This window comes from Kineosporia babensis (genome assembly GCF_021129305.1).
Classification (GTDB): domain Bacteria; phylum Actinomycetota; class Actinomycetes; order Actinomycetales; family Kineosporiaceae; genus Kineosporia; species Kineosporia babensis.
Genome location: NZ_JAJOMB010000036.1, coordinates 40,631 through 58,446, shown reverse-complemented (window position 1 = coordinate 58,446; position 17,816 = coordinate 40,631). Strand labels below are relative to the sequence as shown.

The 17,816-nt window shown below is 65.6% G+C and carries 8 protein-coding genes and 1 CRISPR repeat array; of the genes, 3 read left to right on the top strand and 5 right to left on the bottom strand.

Annotation, left to right across the window (positions count from 1 at the left end; all coding sequences use genetic code 11):
* Positions 1–26: 26 nt before the first annotated feature.
* Positions 27–1,891: a CRISPR direct-repeat array (repeat unit 36 nt; unit sequence GTCGCTATGGAGGCCCGGCCGGTAGGCCGGGAACAG).
* Between the two features lie 535 nt (positions 1,892–2,426).
* The 5 genes from LR394_RS39055 to LR394_RS39035 are packed head-to-tail and all read right to left on the bottom strand — an operon-like array spanning position 2,427 to position 11,728.
* Positions 2,427–4,901 (bottom strand): TIGR03986 family type III CRISPR-associated RAMP protein, encoded by a 2,475-nt coding sequence (locus LR394_RS39055; protein WP_231449765.1) that lies wholly within the window; start codon positions 4,899–4,901, stop codon positions 2,427–2,429.
* Positions 4,898–5,614 (bottom strand): type III-D CRISPR-associated protein Csx19, encoded by a 717-nt coding sequence (csx19, locus tag LR394_RS39050; RefSeq protein WP_231449764.1) that lies wholly within the window; start codon positions 5,612–5,614, stop codon positions 4,898–4,900. The genes LR394_RS39055 and csx19 overlap by 4 nt, the downstream gene beginning before the upstream one ends.
* Positions 5,611–7,449 carry an RAMP superfamily CRISPR-associated protein gene (locus LR394_RS39045; RefSeq protein WP_231449763.1) on the bottom strand — a complete coding sequence of 613 codons (1,839 nt, stop codon included), beginning with the start codon at positions 7,447–7,449 and terminating at the stop codon, positions 5,611–5,613. The genes csx19 and LR394_RS39045 overlap by 4 nt, the downstream gene beginning before the upstream one ends.
* Positions 7,446–9,968: an RAMP superfamily CRISPR-associated protein gene (locus tag LR394_RS39040; protein ID WP_231449762.1), complete on the bottom strand. Its 2,523-nt coding sequence runs from the start codon at positions 9,966–9,968 to the stop codon at positions 7,446–7,448. The genes LR394_RS39045 and LR394_RS39040 overlap by 4 nt, the downstream gene beginning before the upstream one ends.
* Positions 9,969–10,024: 56 nt before the next feature.
* Positions 10,025–11,728 carry a Cas10/Cmr2 second palm domain-containing protein gene (locus LR394_RS39035; RefSeq protein ID WP_231449761.1) on the bottom strand — a complete coding sequence of 568 codons (1,704 nt, stop codon included), beginning with the start codon at positions 11,726–11,728 and terminating at the stop codon, positions 10,025–10,027.
* 516 nt (positions 11,729–12,244) lie between these two features.
* On the opposite strand from LR394_RS39035, the gene LR394_RS39030 reads away from it, so the two are divergent.
* From LR394_RS39030 to cas7g, 3 genes are read left to right on the top strand one after another with little or no spacing between them, the layout of a single operon-like run.
* On the top strand, positions 12,245–14,017 hold the full coding sequence (locus LR394_RS39030; protein WP_231449760.1) for a hypothetical protein: 1,773 nt from the start codon (positions 12,245–12,247) through the stop codon (positions 14,015–14,017).
* A 32-nt stretch (positions 14,018–14,049) separates the two neighbouring features.
* Complete coding sequence (locus LR394_RS39025; RefSeq protein WP_231449759.1) at positions 14,050–16,647, top strand: hypothetical protein; 2,598 nt, start codon at positions 14,050–14,052, stop codon at positions 16,645–16,647.
* Positions 16,648–16,649: 2 nt separating this feature from the next.
* Complete coding sequence (gene cas7g, locus LR394_RS39020) at positions 16,650–17,813, top strand: type I-G CRISPR-associated RAMP protein Csb1/Cas7g (RefSeq protein ID WP_231449758.1); 1,164 nt, start codon at positions 16,650–16,652, stop codon at positions 17,811–17,813.
* Positions 17,814–17,816 lie beyond the last annotated feature (3 nt).

Genomic DNA, 17,816 nt, shown 5'->3' with positions numbered 1-17,816 from the left:
TGACCCGCCTGATCAACCACTGTCGCGTTGCTATGGAGGCCCGGCCGGTAGGCCGGGAACAGCAGCAGGATCTTCCGCGAGATCGGCGGGAGCTCACCCGTCGCTATGGAGGCCCGGCCGGTAGGCCGGGAACAGGAGCGTGGATGCGCCGCGCAGGCTGAGCCAGGTGACGGCGTCGCTATGGAGGCCCGGCCGGTATGCCGGGAACAGCCGGCCGCGAAGCGAGAGTCCATCGAGCGGATGAGCGCGTCGCTATGGAGGCCCGGCCGGTGGGCCGGGAACAGACGACCCCGACGTGCCGCCCCTTGCCGCAACCGGGCGGGTCGCTATGGAGGCCCGGCCGGTAGGCCGGGAACAGGCGCAGCCAATACCTCATCCTGCAAGACCTTTTCGGTGTCGCTATGGAGGCCCGGCCGGTAGGCCGGGAACAGGGGTGGCGGCTGGTCGGTCGATCGGATCATGCGTGAGGAGTCGCTATGGAGGCCCGGCCGGTAGGCCGGGAACAGGCACGCGCTTGGCCAAGTCCACGACACCACCCTTCGCGTCGCTATGGAGGCCCGGCCGGTAGGCCGGGAACAGGCGGGGCCGGATCTGCTGGCCGAGATCGCCGAGACCCAGTCGCTATGGAGGCCCGGCCGGTAGGCCGGGAACAGGCGCGGATCGCGCAGTCTGAGGATTCGGCCGCCGAGCTGTCGCTATGGAGGCCCGGCCGGTAGGCCGGGAACAGACACCCGGATACTTCCGCACGTCAGGGTGCAGGCCAAGTCGCTATGGAGGCCCGGCCGGTAGGCCGGGAACAGCATGGACGAAGCCATGGAGGGACTGAAGCGCGTGACCGTCGCTATGGAGGCCCGGCCGGTAGGCCGGGAACAGAGTAGTGCGACTGCAGCTTCTTGCGGGCGAGCCGACTGTCGCTATGGAGGCCCGGCCGGTAGGCCGGGAACAGGCGGTCCGCTACCGAGGCCGGGGACGTCGAGGCGATGTCGCTATGGAGGCCCGGCCGGTAGGCCGGGAACAGCTGGCGGGATTCGCCCGGCTCGTCGCGGATGTCTCGTCGCTATGGAGGCCCGGCCGGTAGGCCGGGAACAGGTGGGCGCGGGTTCGTCGGGTGGTGGGTCGGTGAGCCAGGTCGCTATGGAGGCCCGGCCGGTAGGCCGGGAACAGCTGGTGGACAGCATCACTGGCTCGCCGTTCGCGGCGTCGCTATGGAGGCCCGGCCGGTAGGCCGGGAACAGGCCGTCTGATGGCGGCCAAGGCGGCCACGGTGGCGGCGTCGCTATGGAGGCCCGGCCGGTAGGCCGGGAACAGGCACCAGTCGTCCGGTCGACAAGCCGGCCAACCAGGTCGCTATGGAGGCCCGGCCGGTAGGCCGGGAACAGCGCAGTTCGGGTGCCGGTCGAAGCCGCGGTTGTACTTGTCGCTATGGAGGCCCGGCCGGTAGGCCGGGAACAGATGACTTGCCTGCCTTTTCCCATCCTGCGACGAGGATGGTCGCTATGGAGGCCCGGCCGGTAGGCCGGGAACAGCGGGCCGCGCGATGAGCAGCGCCACAACGTCCACCAGGTCGCTATGGAGGCCCGGCCGGTAGGCCGGGAACAGTTCCCCTCACGAACGCGCTGAAGGGCCTCACGGCCCTGTCGCTATGGAGGCCCGGCCGGTAGGCCGGGAACAGTCCTCCACCGTGATCACTCCGATGATGGTCAGCTCGTCGTCGCTATGGAGGCCCGGCCGGTAGGCCGGGAACAGGATCAGAGCGGCTGCAAGGCGTCTGTGTACCTCCTGTCGCTATGGAGGCCCGGCCGGTAGGCCGGGAACAGGTTGCCAGTTCCGAGCTGATGGTTCCGGCGTGGCACGAGTCGCTATGGAGGCCCGGCCGGTAGGCCGGGAACAGGGCTCGCGCGTTACACGGGCCCTGAGCTGCGATTTTACAGCCGATTGCGAGCGCTCACGGTAAGTCACGGGGTTCAAGGTCTCCTGCGGCTGAATTCCTTGATCATCTGGGGTCTGACCTGCGTGCGAGCGCTCAAGCGTGAGGGCGACGGTATCGGAGCGCTCGCGGTGAAGCCATGAGGGCATCGGTTGCGGTTCGCTCGATTCTGAAACCTTTCAAGCGCCTCATTCATACCCGCGCTAACTAGGTACAGAGCATCAGAAGGAGGGCGAGGTTTAATCGAACGGAGCTGGCAGGTTCGCCGTAGCTTCAGGTTGATGTGGTGGGCAGCATCTCGGAGTAAGGGCGTGCTCAGCACGGCTGTGACATGGCTGCCGTGGCCTTTCTCGTTGTAGCGGATTTCATCCGGACACAAGTTCCGGTGGGGCCTTTCGGAGGACACTTTCATGGCCGCTCATCCTGGTTGGGGGATGGGAAGGGGCCTTGAGTATCGGTCGGCTACAGGCGAGCAGGCGTTCAGGTGGCCAGGCCTCGTTCACTTCCGGTCTTGGAATGGGTGGTAAGGGAGCCGTTGGTCTGGTTCCCTGACGTGGGGGAGTGGCCATCCGTGAACGACTTTGATGGGGTTGTTCTTCGAGCCGCCCGTGGTCTTTTCGTTGGTGGCAAACCATTCGTAGATCTTGTTGGTACGGTCTGGGCTGGGGCGTGGGTAGTGGATGGCTGCGTCGGTGGGTGCGACTGCACGGCAGTAGGATTCGACGGCTTCGGCGAGGACCGGGTGGCTGCGGGCTTGAGTTTCGAACCGGTTGGCGAGGATCTTGAGTTTCTCGGGGAGAGCGGGTTGGGGTCGGCCGAGGGTGCGCCAGCTCTCCTTGATGGCGTTCACCTCCCAGAGTTGTGTCTGGTCGGTGCTCCAGTCGATCTGGGTTTCGACGACGCCGAAGCCGAGAGGTTTGCCTGGCCCGAGGCGTAACGGGGCGTTCGAGCCTTGATTGAGGAGCCATATGAGAGCACCGAGTTCGTCGGTGCCGATGCCGTCTACCCGCAACTGCACGGTAAAGCTGCTTTGCGGTGCAACCCAGGAAAGGTATCTCGTCGTCTGCGTGCTGGAGGTTTCGTCGTCGGTGCTGGTCCGGTCGAGGTACTCGCGTGTTTCGGTGGTTTCGGTCGTCGGGTCCCAGTGGTTGTCGGGGAGATTGCTGGACCAGCGGTAGTGCTTGCGTCCGCGCAGCGAGCTGTCGTTCTGGTAGCCGGTCGCCTTGGGGGCTGCCTTGGCCGTCGGCCGGCCGCTCGTGGCGCCGGTGTAGAAGCGGAACTGGGTTGGCTTGGGCGAGCTGAGAGGGCTGAGGACGATTCCAGGTTCGTTGGGCTCTGCGGTTACCTGATCGCTCTTGCTGGTGGAGTGGTTGAGTTCGGTGATCGTGCAGTCGGTGTTGGGCACGATGCTGCGCACGATCAGGCGGCCACGATATCCGGAGGATTTGCTGCTTCGGTCGGGACCTTTGGTGGGAACCCAGCCGAAGACGCGGTCGGCGGCGGACAGTTCGCTGAGAAGTCGGGCGGGGCGTAGCGAGGGATGGAGGATGTCGGCGGGTGTGTTGTCGTAAGGGATCCTTCCGATCATGACGGGGTAAACACCGGTGATTTTGTTGCTGTTCATGGTGACGTAGAGCGGCGTTCCTGATGGCAGGTTCATGAGTTGCTCGGCCTGGTCAATGTGCCGGGAGCGGGCGAGCCCTTGTGGGACCGTGTTATAGGTGGCCGCTTGGCGGTAGGCGTGAAGAATGGCGTTCCAGAAGTCTTGGTGCTCGGAGGTCACCGGCTGAAGGGGGATCTCGGGGGGGCCTTCGGAGGGGAGGACGAACAGGCGTTCGTCGTGCTTGGTCCTGATGGAAGCGCCGGTGACAGACAGGATCCCTTCGACGAAGCGTGGCGGTTCGGTGTTCTCCAGTTGGTACTTGCCTTTGGAGAGATGGTCGTCGCTCTCCTGGGAGAGGATCCGTTGAAGGGCCTGCGGTGAACTGTCGGACAGGTGTGTTGCCTGCCAGAGGAGAAAATGGGATCCTTTTCCGCGCGACATGAGACGGATTCGTGCGGTGACCTTTCGCCCGTGCAAGTCTGAGAGCACCTGGCCGGAAAGGCCGTTCAGCAGTCGAAGCTGTTGCTTGCGGTCCCTGTAGGCCGGAACCCAGACGGCGTTCAGAACGCTGCCTGTGATGCTTGCGGTTCTCGGCTTCCGGTCCGGCCACGGGCAGAGGTGAAAGTAGCGCTGGTCTCCCTCGCCCTGGACAACGGCGGGGACGAGATCAAGAGCGGCTCCCGGGGGCATCCGGTAGGCATAGGGCAGGGCCGGCTCGGTGAACACGCCGTAGCGGCTGGCGGTGATGGTTTCGTAAGCGGACCGTATTGCGCCCTTGACCGAAGTCGGAGCCAGCAGAGGGCGGCCCTGATGGTCGGTCAAGGTCCGGTAGGTGGTGCGCTTGCAAGAATCCTGCAGAGAATTGGCGGTATCAGGCAGGAGGAGCGGGGTTCGACAGGTGAAGGTCACCGTGATGGTGCCATTCCACTGCCCGGAGGTGATTCGGGCGTGGCTGTTGGGCGCTCGATCGGCGAACGCTGCCGTGGCAGGCGAGTCCTGCAGCGAGGTTCGTTCGGGCGTGGGGACGAAGGTGTAAGGGTTGACGAAACCTTCCCGGGTTCCGTCAGGCCCCGGTGCATCAAGAGCCTTCATGCGCTGTGGGTCGTTCGGGATCTCGGGAAGGATGGTTTCGGCCAGGAGTCGGACCTGCTCGATGTTCCCGCTGATCTGCAGCTTCACGCTGATCTGAACCTGCGCGCCGGGTTCGGCGTTGGCGAACCATTCTGCCAGGGGGCGGCTGAACTTCGGCTGAGGCAGCTTGCGTTCTTTGATGTTGGTTGCTGGGTCGGGCGAGACCGAGAATGCGGCTGTTAGATGGTGTCCCTGGTGGACGGCTGTTGCGACCCGTGGTGGCATGTTCTTGTCGATCATCGCTCGCCTTCCGCGTGATTCGTCGGGTCCCAGGGCGGATCGCCAAGGAGCATTGCCTCCTCGGAGAGGAAAAGTAATGAGATCAGTCGTGTTTCGGTGACTGAGACGTTGCCATATTCATCCTCGCTGATGTACTCACGGCTTCGAAGGGCGATACCTGCCGGTGGTGCCGATGCACTGCTCCAGTCGATCGGGATGTCTGCCGATCGGTACCGCTGGCGGCGAGCCTGCAGTCGAGTCCATCCAGGTGCCGTCGGGACGGGAAGGCCCGCGAGCAGATGGTGACGATCTCCGAGGGGTTCGTACTCACGAGACCTTTCACAGCCCGTCAGTTGAGGCCCTCTGGGCAGATGGTCTGGTTCTTCGCCGAGTACGACAGCACGCCCTCGCCCATGATGCTCCTGGAGCCACCGAAGTTCACAGACGCCGTCGAAGGCGACCACTTCATAGGCATCGTCGAGCGAAAGAAGTCCCTGGGCAGTGTGTGGGCCATCGGTTGTGTATCGCCACCAGAGGGCCTGATCGGTGGCGTAACTGAACCCCACGACAGCATCGGATGTGACCGGGTCGGGCCAGCACCAGGCGAGTGCCTCGGCAACAGTGCACAATTCCTGGCTCTCGACGGCCCGTAACAGGTGGCTCGTGAGGTTCTGCCCGGCCGGGCGTGCCATGGGCTTATCAGTAACCGCAGAGGCGACTGGTGCGTAGCTCACGGGGTCTCTCCTGAGAGTGAGGATTCGGTGGTGAGGAGATCGCTCCAGTGCTCGAGAGCAGTCACGACCGGCTTGGGCAGTTCGCCGAGGATGTCTTCGAGGGTCAGACCGGTCAGCGCGGACCAGGGTGCAGGCAGGTCGCTTCCAGTGAAATGGATGTCCTTGGCTGCGGCTGTGATCTGGCCGAAGCCGCGAGTGGTGTTCGTGCCGATGTCCACTCGTCCCTCGACGATTTCACGTAGGACGTTGATCAGAAGAATCAGACAGATGTCGGCTTGGTGCTCACCTGGCGCCAGCGACAGACGGTAGGTGTCCAGGGCCAAGATCAAGGGCGACCATCGGGTGGCCACCGGTTCGAGGACGGAGAACAGTCGCGCGTCGGCCGCGCCACCCGTCCATCGGTCGATGGAGTTGTGGTCGCTGACCCGAAGCTGCAGACCGTCCTTACCTCCAAGACCGTTGAGAACGCTGTTGAGGACATAACGGTCGTCAAGTCGTTCGATGCTGCGCTGGTCTCTGGCCGCCGCTGCGCTGGAGCGTGGCTCCTTACCTCGAGGGCGCGGTCCAGGACGCGGGCCGGGCCGTGGGGAACGCCCGCCGGACGCCGGTGAACTGACCGGTGCGCGGGGCGATGGTTGCGACTCCGAGATCGGCGCCTTGGTCAGAGCCTCGGTGAGTCGCTGCCAGTCCAGGAGGCCGACATGGCCATGGCTGAGGCAGTCCTCGATCTGTAGGACGCCCCGCCAGCCTGATTCGTTGGTCTTGTCGCCTGGGTTGCGGGCCGGTGGGCGGCCGAAGAGCGGTCCAATTCCTGGAAGATCCTCTTCCAAGGCAGCTCCCAGGCCTGCCGATGATCCGGCGGCGTCAGCCGGGACGTCGCGCTCGAGAAGGGTTCGGACGATCTTCTCCGCGGTCGTTCGAAGGGATCCTTTCAGGGAGCTACCCGGCAGCACTAGCCGGACCCGGCCGTATCCGTTGGGCGCGTACTCGTGCCTGGTCAGCGGGAGAGTCTTCACCACCAGTCCGGGATAGGACTCGCGAACCATGACCGGAGACAGGGGTTTCCAGTTGATGCTCACGGTCAACCATCCTGGTCGGGATCCGGTTTCTGAGGTCGCTCCGCTCGCGCCACCGCCGGCGGCCGGAGCCTGGTAGGGCTGCCAGGGGCGGGTCCCGCTGAGCCAGGACAGCAGTTCCTTGCGGGAGGACAGGTCGATCTGCCGAGTCCTTACTCCCGTCAGACGGATTCGTCCCAGCCCCTTGCTCTGACCGGCGCCGATGGACAGCTCTGCGCGCGAGAGCATGTGCAGTATCGCTTCGATGGCCTCGGCCGTGTCCTGTGCCGGTCGGAGGGCCTGCTGGTCTGGCGTATCCAATCGAGCCCGGGAAAGGGGTTCTTCACCAATCATCCGGAACCGGAAACAGCCTCCAGACGGCACCATTTCCTGGGTGTAGAGGTATCCGGAGGCAGCCGATCCGGTGACACGGTCGATCCCCACTCCGGTGCGAATCGTGGGTACGGCTGCGCCCGGGCCGAGGAACACCGCGTCGTCGAAACGGATGCGTGAGGCTGTTCCGTGCTGGGTGCGTGGTTCCACGAAGCCGAACAGATCATCGATGGGCTGGGAGTCGTGCCCGAGAACGGTGTACCAGCGTTGCAGCGCGTGGCGCAGGACGCCCGCCAGGGCAGTTCCCGGGATGAGAAGTTGACCGGTGGCGTTTCGGGCCAGAGGAAGATCAGCGGTAGGACTCTCACCCCACCCACCGACGCTCAACGGCGATTCGCACACCAGAATGCCGCTGACCTCGTAGCGATGATGGACGCCCACGCTCACGATGGTGCCTCCCCGGCAGCTGAAGTCTGGGCCTGGTGGTGACGCAGCAGACCGAGCAGGACGGTCGACTGGGCGTCACGCAAGAGTGCGCGACGCAGAAGAGGTTCCCGGCCAGCAGCCAGGACGAGGTCCGGCTGAGCGCCGCTCAGACCGAGATAGTCCCAAACCGGGTGCCGTTCCCAGCGGTCGTGCAGCGGCTCGTCACCGCCGAGGCGACCGTGGTGGGGCGAGACACCCAGCAGCAGGGCTCGGGCTGCCTCGTAGGTCTGTGGGGACCAGGACAACCGGGCCAGAGACGCTTGCAGCCCTCGGAACCACTCATGGACCTCGGTCTGCGGCATGGTGGCGTCCAGCGGCAGGCGAGACAGTTGGGTGCGCAGCGCACCTAACTGCGAACGTCCAGGGGAAAACTCCAGAGGCAGTAGCGATGACGGCGGCGAAAGAACCAGTTGGGCTGTACGGCGCCGTACGATCTCTAGCCAGCAGGCCTGTTCGACGGGGGTCGGTCTGCTGATGGGGAGATCATCCAGGGGCGTGTGAAGGGACGGACCGGGGGCGGAGCTGATCGGCTCGACGATCGCGGGTGACTCAGTGGTGAGCTCCAGCGGATCGATGCGGACCTGACCGTAGCCCTCGGCGACCCGTTCCCCGACGCCTGTCCGTTCGAGTTCGGCGATCAGATCACCATCGATCATGCTGCCGTCGATGGTCGCGAGCGTCACCACAGATCCGGCGCTGAGGGCAGTGTAGGCAGGCCGAGGGCGATGCCAGCGGGGCCGGAAACCCTCCGTTCTCCTCACCGCTGTGGCTGTCAGCAGGCGCGACCCCGAACCGTCCGAGAAGGTCTCATCCATGAGCACCTGCAGGTTCTTGTTGAGTCGGCGACCGACCTCGCGAGCCAGCCCACGTGGCGTCGGGTCCGGCTGGAGCCGTTCACCGCGCAACAGGACGTCACTGATGCACCACACCTGGAGGCGGGAGCGGTCCAGGGCCTGGGACGACGGGTGCACGGAGTCCGGTGAGCCGGTCACCGATTCCACACGGAGCTGACCGAAGTCGTCCTTGCGAGAGCGGCCTATCCGTAGGACGTCTCCAGACTTCAGGCGCAGACCGGCTCGCTGAGGCAGACGGATTTCGCTCACCAGGAGCGTTCCCGCGGCGATACCGAGGTAGGTGAACAGTCCTCCTCCGGCCGACTCGACCGGTCGTCGCAGCCGGTCGTCGATCACCGGATGGGTGCTGTCGGTGAACTCAACAGCAACAGCCTGCCACGAGACATCCTGCGAGCGGGCGTATCGACCACGTGCCGGCTTCGCCCGGCGGGATCGGTCCTCACCCGTGCAGGAACGGTTGATGATCAGCGGGCTGCGACCCTTGTCCGGGTTGAACCAGGTCAAGGGAGCCAGGTGTGCCGCAGCGACAGTGCCGTCCGGGACCTGGACCGCTGGTACGGCGTTGCCCACGCTGATCTCGGACAGGCCCACTTGATCATTCGAGGTCAGGCGTTCCAGGACAGCAGGAAACAACGTGGTGCCCGGGATCTCGGTGGAACTTTCTTGCACGTTGCCCTGCCGGCGGACTGCCGCCAGCACAGGAGTCTGAACCCGAAACACGACTCGGTAGGTCCAGGCGTCCTGGACGTTCCCGGGGACGGGTGAGGCAGCGGATCCGCTGCCCAGAGGCAGCGCGGGTGGCCGTTGCGGTGGTGGGGGTGTCGGTCCAGGCGCATCGAGCAGGTCCGTGTCAGCCAGGAGCTCCTGCAGGCGTAGGTCCTGTGGTTCAGCCGGGTCCCAGCCGGTGATGCTGCCGTCGGCCGTGGCCTCGGTCAGGGTGGCGGCGAGGTCGTCAGCCATCTCGACCCCAGGCAGGATCAGATGGACGCGCCCGGCCCCGCGGTTGCGTTTGCCGCCCAGCCCATCGACCAGACGGGCACCTGCCCGCAGCAGCAGCTCGGCCGGCTCGGGCAGTTGCGTTTCGCCGCCGGAGACTGTGGCGCGGACCTCTGCGCTCAAGGGGAGCCCAGCCATGACACGTTCCTCCAGGCGGAGGTGTTCCTCGCGTGCAGTGCCGCTGACCGGGTCAAGGGCCACGCCCGGGCGTAGACAGAAGAGCCCTTCGATCAGGGCAGGCTTGCCACTGAGAGTTTCGCGCCAGCGATCAGGGAGTACGCCTGGGCCGATCCCTACCGATGCAGGCAGGGGCACCCAGCTGTCCAGAGCGGTGCTGGCATCAGGTGTTTCCCCCGGCAACCGACTTCCGGTGCCTTCGGGACCGCCCTGGTTGTCGGTGCCGAAAAGCCATTCGGCCCACTGCGCCCACGATCGTGTGTTCGTGGTGGTGGCGCTGGTGGTGTCAAGGGCATCTGCGACAGTCGCGCAGGCATCACGCCAGTGCCCGGTCAGGCTCTTGCCGGGCACGTAGGGAAGGCCTGCCGGATCGCGATGCACGGCCGCGTCCACGACGCCGGCGCGGCCGTCGCCCGTGCCCACATGCCAGTCACTGACGAAGCGGATATTCACCCGGAACGGCAGAGTTAGAGGCCTCGCGAGATCTGGGGCAGCGGATGACGATGCAGTCATCGGGTCTGAACCTCCTGATCATCGCGGCGATGCGTGGTGATGCCGCTGAGCATCAGGGCATCGGGCAGGAGGACGTGAGCTTCCCCCGTGCCGGGGTCGTCCTGCACCTGCAGCAGCGCCTCCAGTCCGGTGATGTCAGGGTCACCCTCGTTGCGGCACCGTGCGAGGGCGAGCTGGAGCTGCTGCTGGTATTCCTCGACTCCCCGTCCCCATGCGTGACGGAGGTCGTGGGCCCGGGCGGAGGAGATCCGCCCGGACACCAGCGCCTCGACCAAGCGGAACAGAGGAGCCTCCGGGCGGTTACGCGGCTGATCGGTCGTAGCCTTCAGATCTGAAGTCATTTCCGGGGTGAGGGTCACCGGGCCGCAGTGCCCTTCGACGGTTCGCCCTGAGGTGGCGGTACGGCGCCGGCGACTGCGTACGGCGCTGAGCGCGCCGAGGGTGGAGTCCTGGGCGATGTGAAAGTCGTAGGTCGAGAGTGATCTGCTCTGCTGCAGCCCAGGGACGGGTTGCTTGGCCGAGGCCGTGAGTTCCTCGGCCAGGCGGTAGGCGTAGGAGAAGGGATGATGGCGCCGGACGAAGGCGATCCCAGCAGCGGCAGTGAGCCCGCCAGGCTCCTTTTGCGAAGCTGGGGCCGTGGCGGGTTCCTGCGCTGCGGCAGGAAGAGACGCTGCGGTTTCCACCAGAACCTTCACGGTGTGCCCCAGGGAGCTCTGGTGGTGGAAATGGCGCAGGTAGGCCCTGGTCAGGGGTAGCGCAAGGTCTGCGTGACACAAGAACGTGACGTCATCTCCGCCTACCACGATGGGAATGATCCGAGCACGGGCCAGCGGCGCGGTTTCGCTGATCTCGGCCACAGCCCGGGAAAAAGCCTGCCGGGTGGCTTGGTCCAGCTCCTCGGAGAACCGGGCCAGATACTCCTCATAGGCCTGCAGCGGCAAGGAGGCCTGTCCCGTGGCCGCGAGGACGAGGTCGGCGAATTGGTGGAACAACGAGCCGACTCCGTTGCCGTCGGCGTGGACCACCGAGATCCATGCGTCCTGGGTGATCTCGTCGACGATGGAGGGGGCCTGGGATCCGACGAGACTCTCCAGGCGGTGGCGAGTGGATGGCTGCTCACGGGCCGACCACTGAGCAAGGAGAGTGTCATTCGCCGGGTGGTGCCCGAGGTCTGCCCGGCTCTGCTCGGCGCGTCTGCCGAAAGGTTCCAGAGCACGGGCCGGCAGGCCCGTCTCCCGGCACAATTCGTGCCAGGGAAGGGTCCGGAATCGCAATTCGTGAGGGTCTCGGTTCGCGCGGGCGTGACGCTGGCGGGTGAAGACCTGCCGGAGAGCCTGGACGTGAGTGAAGTCGGTGGTTGCGCCCGGGCGGTAGGCCTCGGTTGGGTCGAACGGCTCGCTGATCGCGCCGGTGACCTGAAGGCCGGGGGCCTGGACCAGAGCTCGCCGACTGATGCTGCGGATCAGGCGCTTTCCGTCCTCGAACGACTCGGCCAGCAGAAGTGCCTTGCCGGAGATCAACTGAACGGCGCGGACCGGCCGGGCGAGAGTGCCGGACCTCAGGGCCTCCTGGACCCAGGCCGTGCCTGAATCGTGAATCAGCTGCGAGGCACCCACGATGTGCCGGATCCGATTGCTGGAGAACACGTACTGCTGTGTTGCACCGGTCTCGAGGACGACCCAGTGGAGCTTCGGTGGCATGGATGCCTTCCCGGTCCGAAGTGGCGCTGAAGACTGCACCTCATGACGGCTGGGCAGGCTGCTGCGACGGCCTTGCACGCCCAGTCCTTGACAGGTGTTGTTCTGAGTGACCTTTCGCCAGGGACTCTACATCGAAGGCGGCGGCAATAGAGATACTTTTTTCTCCGAACTACATTCTGTTGTGGATTCTTATGGCCGACGGCGGTCTGAAGAGGTAGCTTCCATATCGTGCATCCCTTGCCTGCCGGCGTGCCGGACGGAGAATTCCCTCGCGCCGAGATCGTGGCCGTGCGGCTAGCACGCAAGATCGCGGTCCTTTTCGGAATTCCCTGGAGAGGAAACATTTTCGGAAGAACCTGGGTCTGTGACTTCGAGGCGCTGACGTTGGGCGAGATCGCGCGGGGCGCGCCTCAGCCGTCCCGGGAGGACGCTGCGCGCCTTGAACAGGAGTACCAGGAGGCCGGTGATCCCGTGCGGGGTGCCCCCGTCCCGGAGTGGTGCTGGAGTGGGCGATCGGTGTGGATCTCTGACCGGGCCAACCCCTCCCTGAGCCTGGCCAACGCCACGCTGAACCGGTTCGGGCCGCACACCAAGGCCGCGGTCGTCCTGGTTGCTGCAAACCGTCTGCTGCAGGAGGCGACCCAGGCGATCTGCGCGGTGAGCCAGTACCTTCGTGCTGCGGGTGTCCCGCCCCGGCTCCGGCTTGCCATCTGGGCAGGCCTGGTGCTGGAGGTCTTCCATGCTCAGCCGGCTCTGGTGGTGGCGGCGATCCAGGCCCGGGCCATCCAGCGATCGATGAGCTCGCGCTGGGCCTCCGACATCGCCAAAGCCGGATCGATCGTCACCTATGCGCGATGCGAGGTCGGGGCCGGGGAGAGCACCGCTACCGCTGATCCGTGGCGTCCCGATCAGCTCGATCTGGTCGACCGGACTCTCAAGGAGCTCGGGCTTGAGGAGAGCGAGGGCGAGACCGGCAGCGAGCGTCTGGACGGGATCGCCGACGCCTGGTGCCGCCGGCTCCTGCGGGTCGGCCGTCCCGGAGCCGGAGTGATCTGGATTCAGGAGGACACGGACGGCAACCGCACGGCCCATACCTACCAGCGGGTGGGGGCCGTCGTAGCGCCGTTGATCGAAGAAGTCCTCCCGCAGACGGGAACACCACAGGCATCGAAGCCGATGCTCCCTCCCTGGCCCAGCGCCGGAGAGTTCTCCTCCCTCAGCACGTTCCAGGCGCGAGCCCATGTGCTGGCAGCGTTCACCGCCGTCAACTATCTGCGCTTCGTGCGAGGGCACGAGAAGAGCAGGATGCAGGCGCATCGCGACAGCCGAGCACTCATCCACCAGGCGGCTCAGGGGGCCGCCGACCGGCTCGGGCCATCGGATCCGGCCACCCTGCTGGTCCAGGGGTACAGCGAATATCTCCAGCTGTGGGACCTGGTCCACGACGGGGACACCGCAGAGCAGAAGCTCACGTCGCTGGCCAGGCAAGCGCTGGCAGGCCAGCGCCGCACCAGCGCTGCCCTGAAGTCGGCCAACCTCGATCCAGGAACAGCCAGCTACCTGCTGGAGATCACCAGCGTGGCCCTCGCCGAGAGATATCAGGAACTGCAGGCCGAGATTCCCGATCTACCGAGGCTCCTGGCGCGGGCCTGGCGAGAGACCTTGAACGCCCGGGCGGCCACGGCTGCGCTGTCGGCCGATGCCGAGAGCCTGAACCCGGCCCAGCGCTTCCACATCGCCAGCTATGCCAACTACCTGGCTCTCAGAGGCACCACAGCGGACCTGCGCAAGTCGATGAACCTCAACTTGGCGGTGCTGGCGGTCCGTTCCCCGGCCATCACCGCCGAGTCAACGGCACCAGTTGCCTCGCACGCCGCGGTCCGTGACGTCCACCTGAACATCGCCAGCACCGCAGCACGCCTGCTTCCGCTGCTCCCCGCACGGGAGCGCACAGAACGGGCTGCGACACAGGATCGTGCAGTTCAGCATGCCCTGGCGGTCATCGACGACCGATCAACGGTCGACCTACTGAACAGGAGCAGCAGGGACCCGCTGCTGACCCGCATCGCTCGGCGTCTGGCACCCGCGATGGACCTCGTCCTGAACGAACAGCCGCACACAATCACCGGCGATCGGCGCGCCCGGGCCCAGCGCCTTTTCGACCGGGCCGCTGGAGCAACTGCCGTCGCGGAGGCCGATGAGCGGCCCGAGCAGCCGGCCAGCAGGGCCACCAGGGATTCCCTAGACGACCTCGTGGCAGAGATCAGCCGCCGACTGGCCGGAATCTGAAGCCATACCTACCTGGAGAGGCAAGGACGCACATGGACGCCATCGATGCCCCTGCGCCACGGACCTGGATCCTGCATCCTGCGGGGGAGGGCGACTTCGGGGTCGACTACTTCCGGGAGGACCGTACGGCCCTGCTGCGCTCACGTCACGCCGCCATCCGGCACAGTCTCGCTGCCAACGATGTACGGGCCGTCGAGAGGGCCCTGCTCGAGGGCCGCTGGAAACATCTGCTGCGCAGCGACGAATTGTGCAACGAGGGCAGGCTGCCCCCACTGAGCAAGGTGCTGACAGCCCTGGCCGACAGCGACTGGGGGAGATCACCGACCACGCTGGTACTGGTACATGCAGCTTCCGAGGTCACGCCCGAGACGAAGGACCCGGCGAGCGTGGTCACGACCTTGGACCCGAGTCTGATGTCCGAGGCAGGTGGGCTGCTCGCCGATGCCTTTGTGAAGCTGGGAGGTGTTGCCGGCCCGATCGACTCGGTGCTCCGAGTCGAGGCCCTCAGCACGGGCGAAGACAATGTCGTCGCAGCCATGACTCGCCACCACCCGCAGTTCTCTCCTCAGTTGGGGGATCGCCTGTTGGTGTCCTGGGGCAGCGGAGCAACGGCCGTATGCATGGGACTACTGACCACGGCCATGAAGACTGAGCTATCGACCTGGGTGGCGCTCGCCGGGCTGCACATTGAGACCTCGCTTCTGGAGTTTCCCCGACTTCGTGAGGCTGGCGACCATCTGCTGCCCTTCATGCTGCGCTGGAGACTCTTCAGCGAGATCGAGAAACTGCTCCTGGCTGGTGATCCGGTTGTCTCCCATCTGGACGCCCAGCAACGGCAGAGCATTCGCCGGCTGGCTCAACTCCACGAGGAAGGAGCACAAGGAGCAACACCAGCCGGGCTGCTCTCATCGGTTGCCGATGCCTTGGTCCGGCAGGACGGCACCACGGTGTTCGGGATGAGGCGCTACGTGGAAGTTCGGTCCGAGCAGATGAGCCGCACCGCTGCGCGAGGTGATGCCGGGGGGCATGCGGATCCGCTGGCCTGGATCAACGAGAACCGGCATCTGTGCGGTGTCGCCGAGGACAGTCATTTCACTCTGGGGGCGCGGCTGGGGAAACTGACGTCGCTGCAGGACCAGGGTTCCCCCGCGCTGCGGGAGGTCGATACGGCCACCTTGACCTGGCTGCTCTCGGACGAGGTCACATCCCTGAACACCATCGGTAAAGGAGGCCACGAGCTGCGTGCCCAGGGGGCTGACGACCGTGACCAGGTGGCTCGTTGGCTGCCAGGAGAGGCCCGCGACCAAGGGCTTCCCGCTGCTGTGGAGGGGATCGGTCCTGTCGGACTTGTTCCGGCACAGCGAGTTCTCGTGGCCTGGCCAGTCGGAAACCGGGACATTGGCAGGGTTCCCCTGAGTCAGAAGCTGATGGAGTCCGGGGTGCCTTCGCAGATTCGTGGTTTCGTCGGTATCGATGCCCGCGATCCGGTCCAGGTGTCCGTTCTTCTCCTGCACACGTCGCAGAGCGGTGGACAGGCGGAATCCCAGGCCGCGCGCCTGCTGATGCGCACCGATGACGAGGCGCCCGTGACGATCGACGGAACAGAACTGCTGACTGTGAGCCTGGACGCCGACCGCAGCGATCCGATGGCTCAGGCCCACTGCATCAACGAGGCGATGACCGCGATGGAAATGACCCTGGGCGGCCCCGAACAAGCTGGATTCGCTGCCGTCCTGGTCATGCCGACTGGACCGAAGACCTTGCTGTTCGACCTCGCCATCGCGGCTGAACGCTTTGCCGCGCAGCGCTCGCTGCCCCTGTTCGTGGCGGATCTCGAAGCAAGGATCCCGACCGGGCCCGATGCTGATCGTCTGCCGTTCGGCGTTCATCAATGGCCCATTCTCACCGGCGGGAACGGGACGATGCTGGCGTCCGCCTGGCATGCCCTGCAGAGGCTGGAACTCGATACCGCGGCGCGGATCCTCTCGGCTTCCGCACACACCGAACTCGCCGATCAGGCCCGAGAGCTGGCCGATGAGTTCGCTGCACGGCGCGAGCCGGACGGGAGCGGTGATCCTTCGTCGCAGCGGGCGGCCGCGGTACGCCGACTGCACGAACGTCTCCAGTTGGTGAAGGAAAAGGCCGGCGAAATCCCTGAGACCGCGGCCTCTCGGCTGGTGGTGCTCGCGTGCTCGCTGATCGACATCTACAAGAACAAACATCCCGGGAAACCGGTCATCCGGAAAGCAGCTCGACCAAAGGCCGACGAGGGACTGTGGAAGCTCCACGCGCGAGCGGACTTCCAGGCGCTACTCACGGTCGAGGTGCTGTTCACTTTCCGGAACACCCTACCCATCACTCACGGCTCGGACCCTGACCTGTCCCAGGTCCTGACCGGTGCCATCGACGCACTGCAAGAAGCAGCTCGTAACTACTGCACCGTGCCGGTTCAGGAGTTCCCCCGTCCACAGACCTTCGACGAACTTCTGGGTCTGGTCCTTGAATTCATCGAGGGGATCGCCGCCGTGCCCTCGCCACTGCCCACCCTCAGCGACCGTTATCGAAAACTCCTGGCAGAAATTGATTCTGCTCTCGGTCGTTCCGGTCGCCGCACCTCCGACGAAGGATGATGATGAAGGACACGGAAGACTTGTACGACGAGCTGGTCGAGGCTGCCTCATGTCGTGGCCCCCGCGCGCTCCTGAGGATCAGGACCACCTACCAGCCGGCTGGAGGGACAGGGACGAAGGTCTATCCGCCGTCATTTCCCGATCCTGTCCGGACGAACCCCAACCGGTACCTGGTCGAACCACGATTCCACGCCGGTTCCGAGCGTAGCGCCGTCGTCCTCGACCAGATTCCCGCTCAGGCCAACCGGTGCGAGGACGCTCTTCTGCAGGGGCAGCGCGCCGGGGCTTTCCAGATACCGCTCCTGGAGCTTCGTCATGACGGGGAGAGCGAGAGCGTTCTGACGTCACTGGAGTTCCCACACCGCTACGCGGACGCCTACTTGCGGGACAGCGAGTTGGACGGGGTGTCCTTCGACCGATCGCCGCTGGGACGAAGCGTCATCGGCAGCAGCCGGGACGACGCCAGCGCCTTGTACAAGCATGATCCAGGGTCACTGGTCTACGGGGCCTGGAACTCTCACCGTAAGGGCCGTCAGGCCAAGTTCGCCCGCACCTACGCCAGCGAGATCCTCGGGTGGGACCCGGTCCCGGGAGTACGGGCAGCCGGCCGGATGGATCCGTACAACCTCACCGGTGCGGCGAAACCAGGCAAGAACGGCGGCCCCTGGACCTACGGGCCGGTGCCCACCAAGGCCAAGGGGGAGAAGCTCAGCGAGATCGGGCACGGCAACATCGCTCCGCAGGACTCGCACGGAGGGATGACGGTCAGCGGCGCTGAGCGGATCGCGACGATCTCTCTGGCTGGACTGGATCGGATTGGCTTCGGCCCGGTCAGCGCCGAGGCGGCGGTTGCCGCGCGGGCTTCACTGGCGGCCTATGCGCTGCTGGCAGATCGCCTGGCGTTCGGCCGTCCCTCGGTGTGGCTCCGCAGCGGATGCGAACTGGTCACCGTGACCGAGAGCATCGAATGGGTGCTCAGAGGAGACGAGGTGGAACCGTTCGACCTGCGCCTCGATCAAGCCCTCGAGCTGTTCCAGCGCTCTGTTGCCGAGGCCGGGAAGCTAGGACTGCCGATGAGCACGGAGACCGTCCAGCTCACCCCTGCGGCCAACCTGGCCAAGGCCATCGATTTCGCCTTGCTCAAGGCGACGGACGGGCAGGACTGAACT